Origin of the sequence: Romboutsia faecis, assembly GCF_014323405.1 — a bacterium.
Taxonomy (GTDB): Bacteria; Bacillota; Clostridia; order Peptostreptococcales; family Peptostreptococcaceae; genus Romboutsia_E; species Romboutsia_E faecis.
The window spans coordinates 375,155-397,886 of sequence record NZ_JACRWE010000003.1; the positions used below are offsets into that span (position 1 = coordinate 375,155).

Here is a 22,732-nt window from a genome sequence, read left to right on the forward strand (position 1 = left end):
GCGTATTTTTTTACAGTATTAAATATGTTCTCCATAATCAAATGAATCGCAACATGCATTGTATGCATCTATTTGAACACAATCTGCATGACATTCTTTATTGTCATTATATATACAATTATGAGCTTCACATTTTATATCGCATGGCTGTGTAGTTGAATCACCTACACCATTTACAAAATTGCTATTAAAACTATTAAAAAATTGTTCTTTCTCTTCAGAATTTTCAGCCATTCTATCTACATAACTGCTACTATCTCTATCTACAAAACTTGTACAAGTAGTCCCTTCAGTAGATACTGCGCCAAGTCCACTTACATGTATAGAACCTGCCTTACACTCATAATCTTGATTATGTGCACAGTCAGTTGCATTACATTTTAAATTCCCTCTTTGCATTCTATTTACCTCCTCAATCTTAATAAATATCTATTTTATTATTTCCAAAAGATAAAATATAATTCGATTTGATATTTTTAGTTTTTATGTTTTTATTTCTACTAGGAATTTATTTATTTTTAATTTTTAAATTGTTTATATTATTTATCTCTACTCTATTTTTTCAATTAGTTTATATCTATTTAAATCACTTAATCTTTATATTCCCTTTTCCTTCTACGGATTTATCTAATAGCTGAATTAAGCATTATTTTAGCAAATGATGAGAAAAATAATAATTAATATGATAAAATGCAAATTCATAAGGTGATTTCCCTGGTAATATCTAAATAAAATTCTAGTAAGATTGTACACAGAGATCTGCTAAAATAAAATTATTATCAATTCAAGAGAATTCCAATTAATTATCCTCATAAATTTTATATTTATTTTTGTTTTATTACAATAATCATTGAAATCCATATAACAGTACATAAAAGCATTTAAATATAAGATGTTATTTTTTTATATATTTTACCCTGACTTATCTTATTGTGATTAATTAAACTTTGATTATACTATACACTTTTGTATCTTATTTCCCAAACTCAGAATAATTACATTAAATTCATTTTTAAATTATAGAATTAAAGAAACTTTATATAAAGTATATATATTAAGAAAATAAAAGGTTAAAAAGATTGTAAAATATAAATAAATATTGAAATTTTATATTCTCATAGCACGAAAGTTATTGTAATATATCTGATTTTGCTGCATTATCATTAATACATGTACCGGCAAAAGTAATTCTATTATGGTTAGATTTCTACATGCTAATAGAGATCGTAAAGATATGTAAGTAATAACTTACTACTAAATAATTCTAACAAATTATTTTCTTTATTTAAGATAATGATATAATTAATATGATAAAGGATGTCAACTGACCATCCTTTAATTGCATATTTTACATCCTTTTTATAAATTTATTTAATATTATATATGTTATAATAATGATATATAAATAAGAAAGGGTGATAAAGATATGTTGGAATATAAATATGACACACAGTTACTCATTGATGGAGTTGATCTTAACGAAGATATAATAAATGAATTTTTTGCCAATAACTTTAAAGGTGATTGCTTACTTGCTGTTGGTGATTCAGAACTCATTAAAATTCATTACCATACCAATGAACCTTGGAGAGTATTAGAATACTGTGCTTCATTAGGAGAAATATATGATATTGTAATTGAAGACATGGAACGTCAATCCAAAGGACTTAAGGGTTAATATATTTACATATAATTAATTTCAACTTATGATATAATTAAAATTTAAATTTAATGATTTTATATATTACAAAATAATAATAAAAGTGGACAACCTAGTTTGTCCACTTTTATTATTATTTCATATAAACATTAATTTAAAGTATTACTAAAAGTAATTATTACATTTGTACCTTTATCTACCTTACTTTTAATATCTAATAAAGCTTTTTATTTAATTTACTAATATTATTATTGATAAAAGACCTACTAAGACTACTGTAGCAATAAAAGCTAGTATATTAAATACTTCAATCGTTTTATTTTTAAATAGTTTAGCAAGTAAATAAAATATTACAATACCTATTATTCCACCTAAAGTATTACCCAAGAGATCTGTTATATCTGTAACACCTATAGATAAAATAAACTGAAAAATTTCAATTGCTAAACTTATAAAAAATGCTGGTGCAATTTTTTTAACAAAAGGAAGTTTTGGATTTAACATACATGTATAGATACCCACAGGTACGAATACAAGTATGTTGTTGATAATTTCTTTAATATATATTTTTCCATTTACAATAACAGAAGCAGAAAAAGGAATTAAATTTATACTCCTGCTACTATAATTTACATCAAATGGAGTACCCATTTTAAATAAAAGAATCCATACTAAAATTAAAAAATATAATGTAAACAAAACAATAGTTATTTTACGTCGCTTTTTGTCTTTCATATAATCTCCTTTCTATGGAAGATTCTGATACTTTGAATCACCCAATTATTTATTTTTATATAAAATTTTCTTATTAAAACTAATCCATATATTAATTCCATTTATAATGTATTTACTTAATCTATATTATAATATTTAACTAATAAAAATAAAATAAGCTAAATGAAATTACTTCATCTAGCTTATTTTTCTAATTATTATCCTCAGTACATTCTAATACGTCAGGAATACCTATTGTAAATTTACTACCTTTGTTAAGTTCACTTTCAAGTCTGATGTATCCCCCATGGAGCTCTACTATATGTTTAACAAGAGTTAATCCAATTCCACTACTACTCGCCTTTGTAGCACCTGTTCCTTCGACTTGAGAGAATCGTTTAAATATAAAATCTTGATCTTCTTTTGATATTCCTATTCCAGTATCTTCTACACTAATTTCTATATAATCTTCTACTTCTTTAATATATAATCTAATTTCTCCACCTTCAGGAGTAAATTTAACTGCATTACCTAATAAATTAATTATACATCTTTCTATTTCTGTAGCATCACAAGATATAATTTTTTCTTCCATATATGGATCAATTACTAAAGATATTCCTTTTTTCTCTATAAACTTACTCATATTAAGTGCAGTTTCTTCAGCTAAATATACTATGTCATTATTTTTTTTATAAATTTTATATTCTCCCGTTTCTATCTTAGAACTATCTATAATATCACCTATTATTTTTAATAAATTATCACAGCTTTTAATTATCATATTCATATATTCATGAGTTTTTTCTTGTGTCATAACCTTATCTTTAGTAAAAGCATTTATCAACTGTACCGTAGATACTATGATATTTATAGGAGTCCTAAGTTCATGAGATAAATTAACAAAATAATTATTTTTGAATTTCTCTTTATCTATTATCTCTTCACTTAACCTCTTATTTTCTTGTAATTGCTTGTTTAAATTAATTGTCTTTTGATCTACTAAATGCTGTAATATTTTTACATAATTTATTATATAACAAATTAGTGCAAGTCCAATAATGATATAAATTAAGTACGCTAATGGAGTCTTCCAAATCGGTTGTTTAACCCTGATATTCATAATTGTTTCATCTGTTAAATTACCATGTCCATCTCTTGCTCTTAATTTTAAAGTGTACTTAGCTGATTCTAAACTCTCAATATCTAAATAATTTCTGTAATCTAGAAATTTCCACTCAGAGTCAATTCCTTCAATCATATACTCATAAGTTATATAATTTAAGTTTTGGTAATTTGGTAAAAAATAATCTATGTATAAATTTTTATCATCATATCTTAAAACCAGTTCATTACCATCATAAGTAACTTTATTATCTCCTATATATATATCACCAATAACGACTTTCTCATCAACTGCTTTAGACTTAACGATTTCATCTGGATTGAAATATGTTATTCCATTCGTACTACCAAATATCATAATTCCATTTTTTTGCTTAAAACTAGAATTTAAATTAAATTGATATCCTTGTAAACCATCCATTTTTGAGAACTTAACAATTTTTTCTGTTTCTATATTAAATTTATTTAATCCATTATTAGTACTTATCCAAAGATTATCACTATCATCTATTAATATAGAGTTTATAAAGTTATTACTTAAACCTTCAGCTGTAGTATATGAAGTAAATTTTTCTGTTTTTATATCTAATTTACTTAGACCTATATTTGTTCCTATCCATAAATTCCCTAAATCATCAAATATCATACAATTTATATAATTATTAATCAATGAATTTTCACTTGAAAAATCATGTTTATATCGCTTAATTACTCCATTTTCCTTGTGAAATTTAACTAATCCTATATTAACTCCACCTAACCAGATAATATTATCATCATTTTTATCTGGTAGTATGTATGATATATGATATGGGGTTATATTAAATTTATTTAGATTATTATTATAGTAAGTTCTTTCTTCTGTATAAATTTTTTGACTATAAAAACCATTTGTCGCTGATACCCAAATAAATTCTCCATCATCATATATATAATTTAACTCATTTGAATATCCATCTTTAAGTATATGCTGTTGATATGAAAAATTTTCTGTATCAAATGAAATTGTCTCCTTATTTGTAACAATAACTATAAATCTATCACCTATTTTAAATAAGTTTTTTATATATTTATTGCTTAAACTTAATTCATCATTAATATTGTACAAACGATCAACATATTTCCCACTTTTATCATATATATAAATTCCATCAAATTTAGTAGCTACCCATAAATATTTATCATCTTCTAATATGGATACTATATTTTTGTCTTTATCACTATAATTAAATTGCTTATTATAATTTAATATACATACACCTTTATCAGTACCTATCCATATTGTACCATTACGATCTTCATAAAAACATGATATAGAATTACTTGTGAGTTTATATTCTGAATTCATATCTTTATTAAATATTTCATAATTAAGTGTATCTTGTGAATATTTTATAATACCATTGCTACTTGATATCCAAATGTTATTTTGACTATCACTTAATACAAAATTATTATTATCTATATTATTTGGCTTTTTATTTGCAGCAAACATTTCAATCCGCTTTTCTTTTATGCTATATTGTTTTACCCCCTCATTATCAATGATCCATACAATATCTGATAATTTATTGATATCATATATAAGAATTCCACCTTTAGTAGAAATCCACACTTTATTTAAATCATCTATTTCTATATTATATATGTAGGATTTTTCATCATATATATGAAGTGTGTCCTGATTTATACTTAAATCTTTCCTTATAACATTTACCCCGTACTTTGTTCCAACCCATATTGACCCATCTTTATATTCTTCTAAACATGTTATAGATGAATTAGTTAATGAATTTATATCATCTTCGTCATGATAAAAAGCTTTAACTTCTAAACTTTTTATGTTTATCTTCATTAATCCATTTTCTGTTCCAACCCACATAATATTATCTTCGTAATTGCTATTCAATAAAGATGTTATTCTTAATTCCCCTAACCTATATTTATCATGTTCCATATATCTTAATCTAATAACCTTATCTGTATCCTTGTTCAAAATATCTAAACCATGATCAGTTCCTATCCACATATTACCACAGTCATCTTCTTCTAATGCCGTTATATACGTAGAGCTTAAAGTATTTTCATTATTAATATCACAGTTATATACTTTTATATTTTCACCATCATACCTATTTAGACCATCAAAGGTACCTATCCATATATATCCTTTTCTATCTTGAAATATTGATGTTACATTCTCATTTGAAAGATCTTCATCAACTGATAATTTTTCAAAATTTATTTTACTTACTTCACTTGCTAAAACTCTGGTAGGAGCTGAGATAATTATTAGAAAGCATATTACCCCAATTATTATTGCTAATTTATTTTTCATACTTTGTTCCCCGTTATAACCTTAAAATATAAAATTTATTTATAATTAATATAATATAATTTTTTCACTATTACAACAAATTTACAGTAATTTCCACTTAATATGTAAAAATTTTAATATCTATTATAATATCTCATAAAAAAGGATATAAGTAGTCAAAACTTATATCCTCTATCTTTAAATATAATTTAATTAATAAAGTTAGTCATCTCTCTATCTTCTAACTCAGGCCTATTAACATTATTATTTTTCCCTAACTCTATACACTTAATTAACCAAGCCATATTTCTACCTAAGACTCTCATTGTTTGCATTCCTTCTAAATCTTGCTTTACTTCTTTTGGACTATTACCATGTACCATATTCCAATATTGCGAACTTACAACTGGCATATTTGAAATCGTTAGATACTTAGTTAATTGATCTAAAGTAGCTGTTGTACCAGCACGTCTTGCGCTACATATAACTGAGGCTGGCTTAAACTGCATATATCTTCCTGCACTATAAAATACTCTATCTAAAAATGATGTTATTGCACCTGATGCAGCTGCATAATGTACTGGTGAGCCAAATATAAATCCATCTGCAGCTTTTGCTTTTTCTACAAACTCATTAACTATGTCTTTAATAAAACATTCCCCAGTTTTTCTACAGGAACCACATCCTATACATCCAGCTATTGGTTTATTTCCAACTTGAAATATTTCAGTTTCTACTCCATTTTCTTCTAAAGTTTTTGCTATTTCTTCTAATGCAGTAAAAGTACATCCTTTTCTATCTGGACTTCCATTAACTAATAAAACTTTCATAACTTTTCTCCCTTATTTATTAAAATTTATCTTTTAAAGCTATAGATCATAAGATTTTTTATCACTAACTTATAATGCCTAAATATACCCTTAATAAAAATATCTATTAATCTTAGTTAAAGTATATTACTTAATTTTTTATTTTAAAAGTACGCACTTTTTAGTAAGTATTATTAGATTTTTTTAATAAATAAAAAATCTTCCTAGTTTCCTAGAAAGATTTTATTATTTAAAATCCAAGTAATTCATCACTATTAGCATATCCTTTATTTAAAGCATCTTCTCTAAGATAAGCATATAGCTCTGCATTTGTCCCTTGAACATACGGATTAACATAAAATATTCCAAGTATACCAAATGTCAGTGCAGATAAAAATTCCCATCCTATGAAAGATAAATCTAGTACAAATGTATCCCACTTATTACCGTTCATCATCAGCTTACTTATTTCAAAGGCTCTTTGTCTACTTATCCCTGGATTTTCACTTAATATATATGGTATCATTCTATATTCGTAAGATTTTATTATCCCTGGTATAACAAGTAACAATGACCATAAAAATTGGAATAATCCTTTTATAAACATAGTTATTATTGTGCCTTTAAGATTACCACTCTTATAAATAAATATTAGACTATCTAAAGTTTTTTCACCTTCTCTTATTCCCATAAAAAAATTATTCTTACCTATTTCTATCGGGTAGACAATTAATAATTTAATAATAAATCCTAGAATAGCAAAGACTATTGCAATTCCTGTAAACATAAAGAAGAAACTATCAGAAAAAAATGACTCTGTACCTTCAAATATATTACTAATAAATCCTTCATCGTAGTATTCATCAAAATATTCATCATCGTAATTTTCTTCATAACCATAATTATTATTTATAGTTGAGTTATAAGTATTATTACCTACGCTACTATTTATACCTCCACCTAATAGTAAAGTTATAAAACATACTAAGACAGATTTCCAATAAAACCTTTTAAAGTTTATTTTACCTTTTTCTTTTAATTCACTTCTTATCCACATATAAACTCCCTCCTGCTTATTTGTTACGTAATATTATATTATAAATTTTACTTAAATAATATTACAGTATTGTAAATACTATGTATATATTCCAATTATTATTTAACTAGTATTAATAAATACTATCTTAGCATTATTTGTTTAATAAAAAATAGAAGAATATTACTCCTGTTTTCATTTATATATTAAATTATTGATTTTTTAATCCTTCTAACTTTTTTGAATCCTCTATCTCATAATATTTTTTTAAATCTTCTCTAGCTTTTATGATACGTTTTTCAATATTTTCCATATAAATATCACTATATAAAAATTGTTCTACAGAAATGGATATATCACCTTCATCTGGAATCCCATCATCTCTAGGCTTTTCTAAAGTAAAATCTATGGCATAGAAAGATATATTTTCTTTATCTAAAATATCTTTTATATTAAGTAATATTTCGCTAGCTTTTTTTATACTTACTTCTTCATCTTGTGTGTAAAATACAATATGACCTGCTTTTTTTCCTATTGAATTAATATCATAATCCTTATCAAGTTCTAATTTTTCTACATCTAATCCATAATCAGGATAAAAATATTCATCCTCTTCATTTAAACTCTTGTCTCTAATTTCACCAAAGTAAATGTCACTTTTATACGGAAAATTTTTACTCTCAAAAACTGATTTTATTTTAGTATTATAACTGTAATCTATCCTATGTAAAGTATTGTATTTACTAACTACATCGTATTCATAAGAATCATATATTAATTTTCCAAAAGGAGATATTGTAAGCGAGAAGTTTGTATCTTTACTAACTGGAGATTTCACTTGAACATAATAGTCTCCTGATTTAAAACTATAATAAGCATTTGATATTTCTAATTCCATATTAGGATAATTTTTTTCTATGTATTTTGTTGATGTATTATTAGCCATCATCTTAGATATAGGATTACCTAAAAAACCATTAGCAAAGTAAAGTATCCCTACTATTAATAAAAAGGCAATTGATCCTGTTAAAACTTTAATAGATTTCTTCATATTATTTGTTCTCCTTTTTAAATGCTATATAAAGCAAAAATGCAATTAACATACCAATAGCACATAGTCCACTATATAAAATAGTCCATAACAAAGGTGCCATTAGTGATGATACTAATTGTGATTTATCAAAAATTCCATCAATCATATACTTAATAAGATGATATAAATATATAAATGCAAACATACTTAATAAAACAATATAAGATTTTTTTCTAAGAGCAGAATAAGCTAAAATTCCAATAATAGGCATAATCAAAATATTATAAAACATTCCTTCACTTTCTGAAAGTCCTAACCCTATTACTGATCCCAAAATAACAAGTATAAGAGCTATAAGTATTAACTGACTTTTAATCTTAGAAATTACTTTTTCATCATTCATATTTTGATTTACTTCTATATTTTCATCAAATAAATCTTTGCACTTATTACACTCATCAATATGTTTTTTTACTAAATTATAACTATCTTCACTTGCAACATTATCTTTAACTAAAGGAATTAAATCTTTACAAATATCACATGAGATTTTATTCATATACTATCCCCTCCTTTACTAAGATTTCTTTTATCTTCTTTTTAGTACGATAATCTATTACTCTCGCAGAGCTTTCTGATATATCATGCTTTTTTCCTATTTCAAAATAGGAGTACCCTTTTATCCTCATAAGAATAATATCTTCTGTTCTAGGTGGTTCACTTTTAAGTAAATTAATTATTTTATTATAAAGTTCTCTTTTTATAAGAACATCATCTAAATCTGATTCACTTAAAATATAATTATAAGCTAAGTCATCTATGGATATATTATATTTTTCTTTACGCAAATACTCATACCACTTATTTCTTGCAATAGAGAAAAGCCACGTTTTAATACTCGACTCTCCCTTAAATTTATGTAATGACTTTAAAGCACCTAAAAAAGTTTCAGACACTAAATCTTCTGAAAGAGAGGTATCATGTGTTAAGCTTACAAGATATTTAAATACATCTTGTTTATATTCTTCGTATATTTTTTTTAGTAACATAAATCTCCTTTCACAATATTAGTGATTTAAAAATCTATTTTGTTACAACTTTTTTAAAATTATTTCTAATTTAAATTTATCATAATATATAGCAGATTGAAATAAGCTATGAAACTAATTATATTTGTTATAAATTATAGAAATATCATTTTATAAAAATTAAGGACTGTAGCTAAATTTGATTTTTACAAATCTAGTACAGTCCTTAACAATATTCGTTTCTTATTTATTTCAAATTATCTTTTTAAATCTTCTTCCTTTGTTAAAAATATTTCTTCATATCCATCGATTTTTTTATCTAATCTATCTAAAGTCTCTTGCATTTCTCTAATTCTATCAGCTAGCTGATTTCTTTGTTCTATAAGAAGTTCTTTTCTAGCTTTAATGGTAGAACTTCCTTCTTGAAATAGATTTACATATTCTGTTAGTATCTCTATAGATAAGCCCGCACCTCTCATACATTTTATAAATTCAACCCATCTACAGTCATCTTCTGTAAAATCTCTAATACCACTTTTATTTCTATTTACACGTGGAATCAATCCTATTCTTTCGTAATATCTTATTGTATCAGCAGTAAGTTCATATCTTTTACTTACTTCCGTTATTGTCATTAAATTCATCTCCCTTTGTTGAATAGTCACAAAGCTAAATATCTTATTTCATATTTAGTTATTACTTATATTGTTATTTCATTTAAAAATGATATAATAACTTTAATTATTTTTGTAATTCAAATGTTTTTGCTACATCTTTTAAATGTTTAGTAATGTCTATATGCTGTGGACAGCTTTTTTCACATTTTTTACATTCAATACAATCAGATGCCTTACCATAACTTTGGGTAAGGTTTCCATAATATACTCCTTGAGTTGAAAATCCTTCACTTGTTGTTTGCTTTTCCGCATTATATAATGCAAAATAATCTGGTATTGCAATGTTTTTTGGGCATCCTTCAACACAATATTGACAAGCTGTACATGGAACTACAATCGATTTATTTATAATTTCAACTACTTCATTAATAATATTTTGTTCTTCTTTATTTAAAGGGCTAAAGTCTTTCATATATGATGTATTATCTAATAATTGTTCCATTGAAGACATACCACTAAGTACCATCATTACATTATCATGACTTGCTGCAAATCTAATTGCCCAAGATGGTATTGACATATCTTTATTATATTCTTTAAATAACCCTTCAGCTTCTTTTGGTACATTAGCAAGAGTTCCACCTTTAACCGGCTCCATAACTATAACTGGTTTATTGTGTTTTGTAGCTACTTCATAGCATTTTCTAGATTGTATACTCTCATTATCCCAATCAATATAGTTAATTTGCAATTGGACAAAATCAACTTCTGGATGTGTAGCAAGTATTTCATCTAACAATTCTGCATTATCATGATATGAAAAACCGATTTGTTTTACTTTTCCTTCGTCTTTTTTACTTTGTATAAATTCAAAAGCATTGAATTTTTTAGCAATTTCATAATGTGAAACGCCTAAGTTATGAAGAAGATAATAATCAAAATATTCAAGACCAGTCTTTTCTAATTGTTCATTGAAAAGTCTTTCTAAATCCTCTTCTTTCTTTAAAAACATTGTTGGTAACTTTGTTGCTACAGTATAAGTATCCCTTTTATGACGCTTAACTAAAGATTCTCTTAATGCTATTTCACTTGTAAAATTGTGATACATGTAAGCTGTATCAAAGTAAGTAAAACCTCTATCTAAAAATATATCTACCATTTTATTTAATTGTTCAAAATCAATTTTACTCTGATCATTTACATCTAAAAGTGGTAAACGCATAAATCCAAATCCTAGCTTTTTTAATCCCATTATAACCCCTCCTCCAAATAAATCCTCTTATTGCTATTTTTTGTTAAACTCTCATAACTTAATAATACTACTTAGAGCTAGCTCCAAGTCAACAATTTTTTCTAATAGAAAAAATAATTAGCATAATTTTTAATCATGCTAATTATCTAAAAGTAATTTATTATCTAAATAGATTTTCCCATATCATAAGCTTCTTTCATAGCTTTAGTATATTTTACTTAGCCTTTTTCCCAAGCACTAGTTCCATATATTCTTCCTTTTTCTTTTGCACCTGGTAAACAATCTAAAAAACCTATAAATCCATCAAAAGTTTTCTCTAACATTGCTTTGTTATTTACTGCTGCTGTAGCAATAAAATAAAAATCTTTATCTTTAATTTCCATGTATCTTGCCACAGTTCTATCTATTAAAGTCTTAACTTGTGCATCCATTGTATAAAAATAAACTGGTGTTGCAATTACTATTACATCTGTATTTATCATTTTATTTAGAATTTGTTCCATATCATCTTTGTGAACACAAACACCATTGTTTCTATTACAAGCATAGCAACCTATGCAGTAGTTTATATTTTTATCTCCTAAGAAAATTTTTTCTATATCATGTTTTGACTCTTTTGCTCCTTTTATAAACTCATCACATAATATATCTGAGTTCCCATTTTTTCTAGGACTCCCTGATAGCACTAGTACTTTTTTACTCATTTTCATTCCCCCAATACACTTTATAACTTCATTTTAATAATAGTACTTTAAGTTAACTCCAAGTCAACAAGTTTTTTATATTTTAAAAATCAAATTAAAGGAATGTTGCTTTTATTCAATATTTTCTTTTGCAAGTAAAATGTAAGAAGTATAAACTAATCTCTTTTACTAATTTCATCAGCTATCAACAATTTTGAAATATACATTGATTTTATTATCTTTTTTAAACGTGTGTAATGCGAAGTACTCTCCACAAATTTCAGCTGTGCTTTTTCACTTTTACTGATGATTGAGTCTATAGGTCTTAAAGCATCTACTAACTCTTCTTTTGTATATTTAGCTTTAATATTTTCACCTATTATTAAGTATTTTGAAATATACAACGCCTTTATCCTATTTTTTAAGAGTGTATGCTGTGATGTGCCACTGTCAAATTTTGGATGTATTTTTTCGCAATTACTTATAGTTGAAGATACTACTTGTAGAGCCTCTAATAATTCTTCTTTTGTATATGTTCCCATAATAGTTCACCTCAAATTTTCTTTTATAAATTCTAATATATAACACTATTTACATTAAATATATAATTATAACACTATTTACATTAAATATATAATTATAACATATTTAACTAATCAATTACGTTTAATCTACTTAAAACAAAAATAAGCTAAATGAAATTACTTCATTTAGCTTATTTTCCTATTCATTATAAATGAAACCTTCAACTATATTAGGAAGACCTATTGTAAATATACTACCCTTATTAAGTTCACTTTCAAGTCTTACATACCCTCCATGAAGTTCTGCTATACTCTTAACAAGAGTTAGACCTATTCCACTACTACTCGCTCTAGTAGCACCTGTGCCTTCAACTTGGGAAAACCTTTTAAATATAAAATCTTGATCTTCCTCTGATATTCCTATACCAGTGTCTTCAACACTTATTTCTATATATTTTTTAATTTCTTTTATATATACTCTTATTTCTCCACCTTCAGGAGTAAATTTAACTGCATTACCTAATAAATTTATTATACATCGTTCTATTTCAGTAGAATCACAAGAAATAATCTTTTCTTCCATATCTGGATCAATTAATAAAGATATTCCTTTTTTTTCTATAAACTTACTCATATTAAGTGCAGTTTCTTCAACTAAATATACTATATCATTATCTTCCTTATTAATTTTATATTCTCCTGTTTCTATCTTAGAGCTATCTATAATATCACCAATTATTTTTAATAAATTATCGCAACTTTTACTTATTATACTCATATATTCATTGTTTTTTTCTTGTGAAAGAACCTTATCTTTAGTAAAGGTATTTATCAACTGCACTGTAGATACTATGATATTTATAGGCGTCCTAAGTTCATGAGATAAATTTACAAAGTAATTATTTTTAATTTTCTCTTTGTCTATTATTTCTTCACTTAATTTTTTATTTTCTTCTAGTTGCTTATTTAACTTAATTGTTTTTTGATCTACTAAATTCTGTAATATTTTTACATAATTAATTATATAATACGTTACTAGAACTATTATAATAGTATATATTATGTACGCTATTGGTGTCTTCCAAATTGGTGGTTTGACTTTAATATTCATAGTTGTTTCATCAGTTAAATTACCATGTCCGTCTCTAGCTCTTAACTTTAAAGTATATTTTCCTGATTCTAAAGATTTTATATCTAAAAAATTCCTACTGCCTATATGTTTCCACTCTGAGTCAATTCCTTCGATCATATAATCATAGGTCACATAATTTAGATTTTGATAATTAGGTAAAAAATAATCTATTATTAAATCATTATTATTGTATTCTAAAACTAATTCTTTTCCATCATAAGCTACCTTTTCTTTTCTAATATATATATCCCCAATAACGACTTTTTCTTTGTATTTTGTAGGATTGACTATATCTTCTGGTTTAAAATAAATTAGTCCATTTGTACTACCAAAAAAAATATATCCATTCTTACATAATAAGCTAGCATTTAAATTAAATTGATAGCCATTTAAGCCGTCCATTTTAGCAAAGTATATAAATTCTTGTTTTTCTATATCAAATTTATTTAATCCTTTATTAGTGCTTATCCAAATATTTCCACTATTATCTATTATTATTGAATTTATAAAATTATTACTTAAACCATCTGCAGTAGTATATGAACTAAAACTTTCCGATTTTATGTTAAATTTACTTAAACCAATATTAGTTCCTACCCATAAGTTTCCTGAATTATCAAATATCATACTATTTATATAATTATTGATCAAAGAGTCTTTATTTAAATAATCACTTTTATATTGATTTATTACACCATTTTTCTTATGATATTTAACTATTCCTATATCAATTCCACCTAGCCAAATAATATTTTTATTATTTTTATCCTGCAAAATGTATGTTACACGACCAGGATTTATATCAAGTTCTTTTAAATGATTACTATAATATATTATTTCTTTAGAATTCTTATTAAAACTATAAAAATCATTACAAGATGCTAGCCAAATATCTTCTCCATCATCATACAAGTAATTTAGTTCAGATGAATATCCATCCTTAATTATCTCTTTATGGACTATAAAATTTATTGAATCGAATACTATTATATCCTTATTAGTACTAATAACTATATACCTATTATCAGCTTTAAATAAACCTTTTATATATTTATCATTTAAACTTAAAGTATCACTAATTTCATATAAATGTTTTTCTAATTCACCATTTTTGTTATATATATACTCCATTAGATTTAGTAGCTATCCACAAAAATTTGTCATGTTCCAAAATAGAAACTATATTTTTATCGCTAATGTATACATTTTCATTTACATTAGTAGACTTAAATTGATTATTATTATTTAATATGTTTACACCTTTATCAGTACCTATCCACATTGTCCCATTACGATCTTCATAAAAACATGATATAGAGTTACTACTTAATGTATCTTTTTTATTTATGTCTCTGGATAATAATTCAAAATCGTTTGTATCATGAGTATATCTTACTATTCCACTACTACTAGATATCCATATATTATTTTTACTATCATTAAAGATAAAGTTATTATTATCAATATAGTTTTTAATTTTGCTATCATAAGAATTTATTATATCTTTTTCTTTTTTAGAATATTCCTTTATTCCACCTTTATCAATAATCCATACTATATCTGATGACTCATACATCTGATACACAAGTATTCCTCTCTTGCTAGAAAGCCAAGCATAGCCTAAATTATCTATTTCTATATTATATATATATTGTTTATCATCATATATTTTTAAGTTATCTTTATCAATGATCAAATCGTTATGTATTACATTTATACCATACCTTGTTCCAACCCATATTGATCCTTGCTCATTTTCCTCCAAACATGTTATAGATGAATTAGTTAATGAATTTTCATTACCTTTTTCATGATAAAAGGCTTTAAGTTTCGATTTTTTAACATCTATTTTCATTAATCCATTTTCAGTTCCAACCCACATTATGTTATCTTCATGTTCACTATATAATAAAGATGTTATTTCTAATCCACCCAAATTATGATTATCTGATTCTATATCGTTTAGTCTTATTACCTGACCTGTATCTTTATTTAAAATATTTAAGCCACGGTCAGTTCCAATCCATATATTCCCATAATCATCTTCTGATAAAGCAGTTATATAAGTTGAACTTAGACTATTTTCATAATTAATATCACAGTTGTATATTTTTATATATTCTCCGTCATATCTATTAAGACCGTCTGACGTTCCTATCCACATATAACCTTTACTATCTTGAAAAATTGTTGTTACATTCTCATTTGAAAGCCCTTCATCTATAGATAATTTTTCATATTTTGCATCACTTAATTCACTTGCTGATACTTTAATGGTCATTGAAGAAATGCTTATTAGAATACATGATATTATTGTCACTATTACCAATTTTGACTTCCTATTTCTTATCACTCTCTTACCTCTTTATAATTTTTTACATATTTTTCAAATATTTATCACTATATTTTATAATATAATATATTTACCCAGTGTTTTCAATAATATTTAACTCTTTCTGGTATTTTTAATATAAGTAAATTTATTATTTTTATAGTAAAAGACCTACTTCAATACTTAATCAAAATAGGCCTTTATACAATAAATTAAAAATATATATATTATATCTATTTTAGTTGTAAAATACATTCTATTTTTTAGGTATTTTACCTTGTATTTTTTTATTAATATATTCTCCAAATAACTCGTAAATAACACTAACAAGAGGCATTCCTACTACCATACCAATAATTCCAAAAAGATTTCCGCCAACAATAATCGCAAGTAATATCCATAAAGAAGGAAGCCCCAATGAATTTCCAACTACTATTGGATATACAAACTTTCCATCTAATTGTTGTATTGTAAAAATTAATATTAAAAATAAGATAACTGCTGAAGGTTTTACCATAAGTATAATAAATGCTGATATTAATATACCTAAATAAGTCCCAAATATAGGTATAAAATTAAGTATAGGTATTAATATGCTTATAAGAAGAGCGTATGGTATTTTTACTAATGTAAAAACTATAAAAAATGTTGTCCCAAGTATTAACCCATCTGTTGATTGACCTAATATAAACCTAGAAAATTTTTGATGAGTTAAACTCAAAACATATATTATTCTTTCATATATCTTTTCATTAAATAAAGCATATACAACTTTTTTAAATTGCATTGATAGTTTTTCCTTACTAAGTAACATATAAACAGCAATTATTATTCCTAAGAAAAAATTAATAAAGAAATTTGTAATACCTAGTGTAAAATTAAATAAATTCGATATGAACGTATTCATTAAGTTACCAATATAAGATATTGATTTTTGTATCATTAAAGGTACATCTATTTTGATTTCATTTTGTATGTTTAGTTTATCCATTCTTTCTATTACAAAATTTTGTACTAAAGTTACGTATTCTGGTATGCTATTAGCTAAAGTAGTTACACTATTAATAAGCTGCGGAGCTACATAGTTTATAAACACGGTTATAATAATAGATACTATTATTAGTGTACATGTTAAAGCGATTATTCTAGATAAACTTTCAAGTTTCTTATTTTTCTTTAATAAAGGTCTAATTAATTTCTCTTCTATTATTCTCATAGGTATATTAACTAAAAACGCTATTACTCCACCTATTATAAATGGTTTAAAAGCTGTTAATATTTTACTTATTATATTAGGAATTAACATTGGTTTTATTATAAATAAAAGAAATATCATTATATATGTTGATAGTATAAATTGATTTTTTAGTTTATTCATTATTACCTCCTATCATAAACTACTTTCATACTATATATTCTTCCTAGTTTGTAAAATTATATATCTAAAAAAGAGTAGTAAATTAAGAAGTTCATCTAAATTTATTACTCTTTTTTATTATTTAAAATTATTTATTTAGTAAGTAAATAATAGCTTTATATTTCCCTATATGTATCGGTTGTGTATATTTCTCTATTATTTTTCTTTCTAAATCATTAGGCATATCATAAAAATATATATTATAATCGATAAACTTTTCTTTAATATACTCTATTATAACTTTTATAATCTCTTCAAAGTATTCTTGTCTATAGCAATTTATATAGAAATTATCATACCACAATGATATAAATAGACTATCATTATCTATATCTACAAAAGTTTGATAATATTCATTAGGAGATATATTAAAATTTCTATAGTTATACCCATAAATAACTTTAAATTTACACTCGATGTTCTTAGGTAATCCCTCTATGTAATAATATTCATGCATCTGACTTTCAGAATACTTTTCTATTTTATCTTTTTTTATTAATAACTTCATCCTAACTCCACTCCCCCTATTATCTTCTTCCTACATTATATGTTCTCAAAGATCATATTTTGTTAATTGGTTTATCATATTCACTTTTTATTAATACACTCTTGTATAAATTTTATAAATTATTGCCTCTAAAAATATCCTAAAAAATTATTATTTTATCCTATTTTTAATATGTAAATAATGATATTATATAACATAAAATCAATAATAATTAGAAAGGCATATATTAGATGATAGTAGATATAACACAAATAACTAAAATTGGAAAAGAGTATAGGGCTGGCTCTAAGCCTTTAGAAGTTAATAGCGTAAATCGTTATTCTAGAAGTGGTCGTGAATATACAACTACACATTTTTCTTGCGATATACATAACATGGGGACTCATATAGATGTGATGGGAAAAGATATAGTAATAGAAAATGAAAGGTTAATAGGAGAAGGAATTAAATTTGATGTATCTAATATTACAGATAGACCAATCAATTTAAATGATTTAGATTTATCTTTAGTTAAAGAAAATATTTATGTATTCTTTCAAACAAATTGGGATAAGTACTTAGATGACGAGGAAAAGTATGCAAATCATCCTGAGATATCTATAGAAGTAATGGAGTATTTAGTAAATAAAAAAGTTAATATGATTGGCATAGACACATTAGGATTAGGGCTTAAAAGAAACCATGGTGTTATAGATGATTATTTAGCTAAAAATAAAATCTATGGAATAGAAAATCTATGTAATTTTAAAAATATACCTACTAAAGACTTTAAAGTGTATTGTTTGCCAATAAAAGTTGAAGGTATTGATGCTCAACCGGCTAGAGTTCTGGTTGAGTTTTAATAAGGATATACTATGAATATTGATTACTACGGAAAAATCCTTTGGGATTATCATAAACTAAATGAAGATGTAAAAAAATCTGATATTATATTAGGATTTGGCAGCCATGACTTACACGTTGCGAAAAGATGCGCCCAACTTCTCTTAGATGGATATGCCAATACGATTATTTTTACTGGTGGTTATGGTAGGGTCACTAAAAACTTATGGAATATAACAGAAGCTGATAAATTTGCACAAATTGCAATAAATATGGGTGTACCTAAAGATAAAATTATTATTGAAAATAAGGCTAGTAACACGGGTGAAAATATTAGTAAAACTAAAGAATTATTAAAGAATATGGACCTTTGTCCTACATCCTTTATAGTTGTTGATAAACCTTATAGAGAAAGAAGAACCTTCGCCACTCTGAAAAAACAATGGCCTGAGATAAGTTTTATTGTAACTTCACCAAAATTTACTTATGAAGAATATTGTAATTTTTATTCTAATGGCGAAATCTCTAAGGATGAATTTATAAGTATTATGGTAGGAGATTTACAAAGAATTTTTTTATATGCCAAAAATGGATTTCAAATTGAACAAGAAATACCTTATAAAGTATGGGTAGCTTATAATAAGTTAATTGACTTAAATTATAATAAGCATTTATGCATATAATAAAAAAGAGAATTAGATTACTCTAATTCTCTTTTTTTATTATATATATCTCTTAGACCATAAATAAGCATTATCCCAATAAGAGTTATTTATTTTAGTTTTCTTAACTACATCTCCAGGCTTAGGGGCGTGAATCATTTCATTATTTCCTATATAAATACCAACATGGCTTACATTTCCAGTTCCATTTGTACTGGAGAATATTAAATCTCCTGGTTGTAAATTAGATTTACTTACTGTTGTACCAGTTTTCGATTGTTCAGTAGATGTTCTTGGTAATGATATACCTACAGCATTTTTAAATACATAATATGTAAGCCCTGAACAATCAAAAGAGCTTGGACCTTCAGCTCCCCAAACATATGGCTTTCCAATTTGCTTAGTCGCTAAATCAACAATAGCTTGAGCTTTATTTGTAGTTGTAGAGCTTGAACTATTAGAATTGTTTGATGAACTTCCTACACTTACATAGTCTGCACTTACCCATCCTGTTTTTCCATTTGATAATTCTATTTTATACCATCCATTTGAACTTCCTACTATATTTACAGTATCACCCTTGTGTACTTTTGATATTACAGAATAGCTTGTTCCTGCTCCACTTCTTACATTTAATGTATCTGTAGTTACTGTTCCTTTTTTATTTTCTGTTGCTGTATTATTAGAATTATTTGATGAACTTCCTACACTTACATAGTCTGCACTTACCCATCCTGTTTTTCCATTTGATAATTCTATTTTATACCATCCATTTGAACTTCCTACTATATTTACAGTATCACCCTTGTGTACTTTTGATATTACAGAATAGCTTGTTCCTGCTCCACTTCTTACATTTAATGTATCTGTAGTTACTGTTCCTTTTTTACTTTCTGTGTTAGTAGAAGAACCACTTATACTTAAATAATCTCCACTTACCCATCCTATTTTTCCATTTGATAACTTTACATTATACCATCCATTTGAACTTCCTACTACTTCAAGAGCATCACCTTTGTATACTTTTGACATTATAGAATAATTTGTTCCTGCACCGCTTCTTACATTCAATACATCTGTAGTTACTGTTGCAGTTTGCGCTGCACTTGCATCTATAGTGCTTAGAGATAAGGCAGCCGCACTTAAACCTAATGACATTATTACTTTCTTATTCATTACTCAATTTCTCCCATTTTTTATTTATTATGATAAAAAATTGGTATATTGATAATATATACCATATATGTAACTTTATATGAAAAATTCAACAATGTAAATAGATTTTATAAAAAAGTTACAAAAAAGTTACATTATCTGATAATATTTTCCATTTATTTACATTTATCTTTATTTTACTCTTTACATTTATTTAATATTTTACATAAAATTAATTAATAAGTTTTGTTTAACTAAAAACACCTTTAAGATTCAACTACTTAAAGGTGTTTTTCTAATATAAACTTTAAATATTATAAGCTATTAAATCTCTCCATTTGTAGTAACTTGTTCGATTTGATTTCTAGATATAATTTTTTCATGAATTATATCAAATATTCTATCATAAACTCTACTGTATATAGAACCAAAACACCCATTAAGTAAACGAGTAATTAAAGCACCTTCTAATCCTAAAGCTGGTACCGCTGATGTTAATCCACCAAATGAATTAAATATAACTTGCCATTGATAAGTAGCTGAGAACCCCACCATTATTCCTCCAAGCATACCTAGCAAACTTTTAAATCCATCTGGGATAAAAGAATAGATAATAAAATAGAGTAAACATCCTAAAATAGTAAATAAAATCCTATTTTTAAAACGGAATTCTACTAATTCTTTATTTGGCTGAATTATTGACATACATGCAATTCCTATCCACATCGTTTTAGGAAAATGTAATAAATCTCCTATCAGCATAGATGAACAAATACCAACAGCAAGTTTTAATTGCCACTTAGTTCTATCATTGCTTAAATTTACGTCTCTAATAATATCAGAAAATTTGTTTTCAAATTTTACGTTTCTTTGTTTAATATAAAAAATACTTGCTACAATAATACCTCCTAGTGCTAATGCTATTACACGATTTATTAACACATTCATATCATTTGTTTCATACCCATATAAAATCAAATATGATAGTATAAGTATAGATTGATTAGAAAGCACTTCGTTGTGGCAAGTCAATATAAGTATTGTCATTATAAAAATAAAATTAATAATACTTCTTGATATCGGTCCTACTAGATTTGCTGTATAAGGGCCAACCATAAAAATACAAAACACACCAAATAAAGTGAATGCTGATTGTTTAACATCAAAATCTATATTGGAAAATCTAAAAGTCAATACGCCTAAAATAGTTACAACGCCAACTATACTATTTTCGTTTCCAAATAATTTACCAAAACTACTCACAACGAGAATACAAAATATAAGACATAATATATTTTTAAAAATAAAGGCTGTAATATATTTTTGTCTTAACTTTTTGTCTTTAGTGTCTTTAATCAAAGGTTTCATTACATTTGCACCAACTTGCATTGCTTGATAAAAAGTCATTAGAATATCTCCTCCAAATCTTCATTCATTTTTTTATTTGCATTTTCTATATAAGTCATTAATTCGAAAAATTCTATATCGCCTACTCTTCTACGTAATTCATAAATTGGACCTAGATAGTTTTTATATACCTTATCCATCAATTGTTTCCCTAAATCTGTAATTTTTACTGAGTAACTTCTTTTATCTTTAATATCTTGAACTTTAATTAAATACCCACCTTTATTCAAAGAATCTATTATTCTACTGATAATTGTTTTATTTACCCCCATAATTTTGCTAAGATTCATTGGCGTCATTCCATCTTCGTGTATTAAAAGTTGCGATAATAATTCTAGATGTTGAGCTGATATTTCATATTCTTTTGTAGCTCTATGTATCATTGTTCTGCTAAATAAATGTATCTCTTGCATTTTTTCCATCATATATATCCAATTTGTATCTTGCATATTTCATCTCCATTTTTTCATTCTCTTACTTTTATTATATATAATATAGT

22 protein-coding genes are annotated in these 22,732 nt (G+C 25.3%); 3 read left to right on the forward strand and 19 right to left on the reverse strand.

Annotated elements, in window-relative coordinates:
• Positions 1 to 18 precede the first annotated feature (18 nt).
• Entirely contained in the window at positions 19 to 399 is a 381-nt protein-coding gene (locus tag H8923_RS08320; protein ID WP_153971315.1) for a DUF1540 domain-containing protein, read from the reverse strand.
• A gap of 1,027 nt (positions 400 to 1,426) precedes the next feature.
• On the opposite strand from H8923_RS08320, the gene H8923_RS08325 reads away from it, so the two are divergent.
• Complete coding sequence (locus H8923_RS08325; protein WP_153971316.1) at positions 1,427 to 1,678, forward strand: kinase to dihydroxyacetone kinase; 252 nt, start codon at positions 1,427 to 1,429, stop codon at positions 1,676 to 1,678.
• Between the two features lie 213 nt (positions 1,679 to 1,891).
• On the opposite strand, the gene H8923_RS08330 is transcribed toward H8923_RS08325, so the two are convergent.
• From H8923_RS08330 to H8923_RS08395, 15 genes are all read right to left on the reverse strand, one after another.
• The gene (locus H8923_RS08330; RefSeq protein WP_153971317.1) at positions 1,892 to 2,395 is read right to left on the reverse strand and encodes a VanZ family protein; all 504 of its coding nucleotides are present in this window, start codon (positions 2,393 to 2,395) and stop codon (positions 1,892 to 1,894) included.
• A gap of 190 nt (positions 2,396 to 2,585) precedes the next feature.
• On the reverse strand, positions 2,586 to 5,837 hold the full coding sequence (locus H8923_RS08335; protein WP_153971318.1) for a ligand-binding sensor domain-containing protein: 3,252 nt from the start codon (positions 5,835 to 5,837) through the stop codon (positions 2,586 to 2,588).
• A 188-nt stretch (positions 5,838 to 6,025) separates the two neighbouring features.
• Positions 6,026 to 6,646, reverse strand: coding sequence for a flavodoxin family protein (locus H8923_RS08340; RefSeq protein ID WP_153971319.1), 621 nt, complete (start codon positions 6,644 to 6,646; stop codon positions 6,026 to 6,028).
• Positions 6,647 to 6,875: 229 nt separating this feature from the next.
• Positions 6,876 to 7,682, reverse strand: a complete 807-nt coding sequence (locus H8923_RS08345; RefSeq protein ID WP_153971320.1) for a DUF975 family protein — start codon at positions 7,680 to 7,682, stop codon at positions 6,876 to 6,878.
• Between the two features lie 190 nt (positions 7,683 to 7,872).
• Positions 7,873 to 8,712, reverse strand: coding sequence for a YfjL-like protein (locus H8923_RS08350; RefSeq protein WP_153971321.1), 840 nt, complete (start codon positions 8,710 to 8,712; stop codon positions 7,873 to 7,875).
• Between the two features lies 1 nt (position 8,713).
• Positions 8,714 to 9,253 carry a zf-HC2 domain-containing protein gene (locus tag H8923_RS08355; protein WP_153971322.1) on the reverse strand — a complete coding sequence of 180 codons (540 nt, stop codon included), beginning with the start codon at positions 9,251 to 9,253 and terminating at the stop codon, positions 8,714 to 8,716.
• On the reverse strand, positions 9,246 to 9,743 hold the full coding sequence (locus tag H8923_RS08360; protein WP_153971323.1) for an RNA polymerase sigma factor: 498 nt from the start codon (positions 9,741 to 9,743) through the stop codon (positions 9,246 to 9,248). Before H8923_RS08360 ends, H8923_RS08355 begins: the two co-directional genes overlap by 8 nt.
• A 236-nt stretch (positions 9,744 to 9,979) precedes the next feature.
• Entirely contained in the window at positions 9,980 to 10,357 is a 378-nt protein-coding gene (locus H8923_RS08365) for a MerR family transcriptional regulator (protein WP_153971324.1), read from the reverse strand.
• Between the two features lie 106 nt (positions 10,358 to 10,463).
• Positions 10,464 to 11,591 carry an aldo/keto reductase gene (locus H8923_RS08370; protein ID WP_153971325.1) on the reverse strand — a complete coding sequence of 376 codons (1,128 nt, stop codon included), beginning with the start codon at positions 11,589 to 11,591 and terminating at the stop codon, positions 10,464 to 10,466.
• A 218-nt stretch (positions 11,592 to 11,809) separates the two neighbouring features.
• A complete protein-coding gene (locus tag H8923_RS08375) occupies positions 11,810 to 12,295 on the reverse strand; it encodes a flavodoxin family protein (RefSeq protein WP_153971326.1) in 486 nt (161 codons plus the stop codon).
• A 155-nt stretch (positions 12,296 to 12,450) separates the two neighbouring features.
• Complete coding sequence (locus tag H8923_RS08380) at positions 12,451 to 12,816, reverse strand: hypothetical protein (protein WP_153971327.1); 366 nt, start codon at positions 12,814 to 12,816, stop codon at positions 12,451 to 12,453.
• Between the two features lie 181 nt (positions 12,817 to 12,997).
• On the reverse strand, positions 12,998 to 15,061 hold the full coding sequence (locus H8923_RS17330; RefSeq protein ID WP_243139922.1) for a sensor histidine kinase: 2,064 nt from the start codon (positions 15,059 to 15,061) through the stop codon (positions 12,998 to 13,000).
• Complete coding sequence (locus H8923_RS17335) at positions 15,045 to 16,283, reverse strand: ligand-binding sensor domain-containing protein (RefSeq protein WP_317982825.1); 1,239 nt, start codon at positions 16,281 to 16,283, stop codon at positions 15,045 to 15,047. The genes H8923_RS17330 and H8923_RS17335 overlap by 17 nt, the downstream gene beginning before the upstream one ends.
• Before the next feature lie 235 nt (positions 16,284 to 16,518).
• Positions 16,519 to 17,640 (reverse strand): AI-2E family transporter, encoded by a 1,122-nt coding sequence (locus H8923_RS08390; RefSeq protein ID WP_153971328.1) that lies wholly within the window; start codon positions 17,638 to 17,640, stop codon positions 16,519 to 16,521.
• Between the two features lie 127 nt (positions 17,641 to 17,767).
• Positions 17,768 to 18,187 carry a hypothetical protein gene (locus tag H8923_RS08395; RefSeq protein ID WP_153971329.1) on the reverse strand — a complete coding sequence of 140 codons (420 nt, stop codon included), beginning with the start codon at positions 18,185 to 18,187 and terminating at the stop codon, positions 17,768 to 17,770.
• 230 nt (positions 18,188 to 18,417) lie between these two features.
• On the opposite strand from H8923_RS08395, the gene H8923_RS08400 reads away from it, so the two are divergent.
• Together H8923_RS08400 and H8923_RS08405 are read left to right on the forward strand one after the other, a co-directional pair.
• Positions 18,418 to 19,029 carry a cyclase family protein gene (locus H8923_RS08400; RefSeq protein ID WP_153971330.1) on the forward strand — a complete coding sequence of 204 codons (612 nt, stop codon included), beginning with the start codon at positions 18,418 to 18,420 and terminating at the stop codon, positions 19,027 to 19,029.
• 12 nt (positions 19,030 to 19,041) lie between these two features.
• A complete protein-coding gene (locus H8923_RS08405) occupies positions 19,042 to 19,692 on the forward strand; it encodes a YdcF family protein (RefSeq protein ID WP_153971331.1) in 651 nt (216 codons plus the stop codon).
• Between the two features lie 39 nt (positions 19,693 to 19,731).
• On the opposite strand, the gene H8923_RS08410 is transcribed toward H8923_RS08405, so the two are convergent.
• From H8923_RS08410 to H8923_RS08420, 3 genes are all read right to left on the reverse strand, one after another.
• Entirely contained in the window at positions 19,732 to 20,847 is a 1,116-nt protein-coding gene (locus H8923_RS08410) for a C40 family peptidase (protein ID WP_187127886.1), read from the reverse strand.
• 303 nt (positions 20,848 to 21,150) lie between these two features.
• The gene (locus tag H8923_RS08415) at positions 21,151 to 22,233 is read right to left on the reverse strand and encodes an FUSC family protein (protein WP_153971797.1); all 1,083 of its coding nucleotides are present in this window, start codon (positions 22,231 to 22,233) and stop codon (positions 21,151 to 21,153) included.
• The gene (locus tag H8923_RS08420) at positions 22,233 to 22,682 is read right to left on the reverse strand and encodes a MarR family winged helix-turn-helix transcriptional regulator (protein ID WP_153971796.1); all 450 of its coding nucleotides are present in this window, start codon (positions 22,680 to 22,682) and stop codon (positions 22,233 to 22,235) included. The genes H8923_RS08415 and H8923_RS08420 overlap by 1 nt, the downstream gene beginning before the upstream one ends.
• Between the last annotated feature and the right edge of the window lie 50 nt (positions 22,683 to 22,732).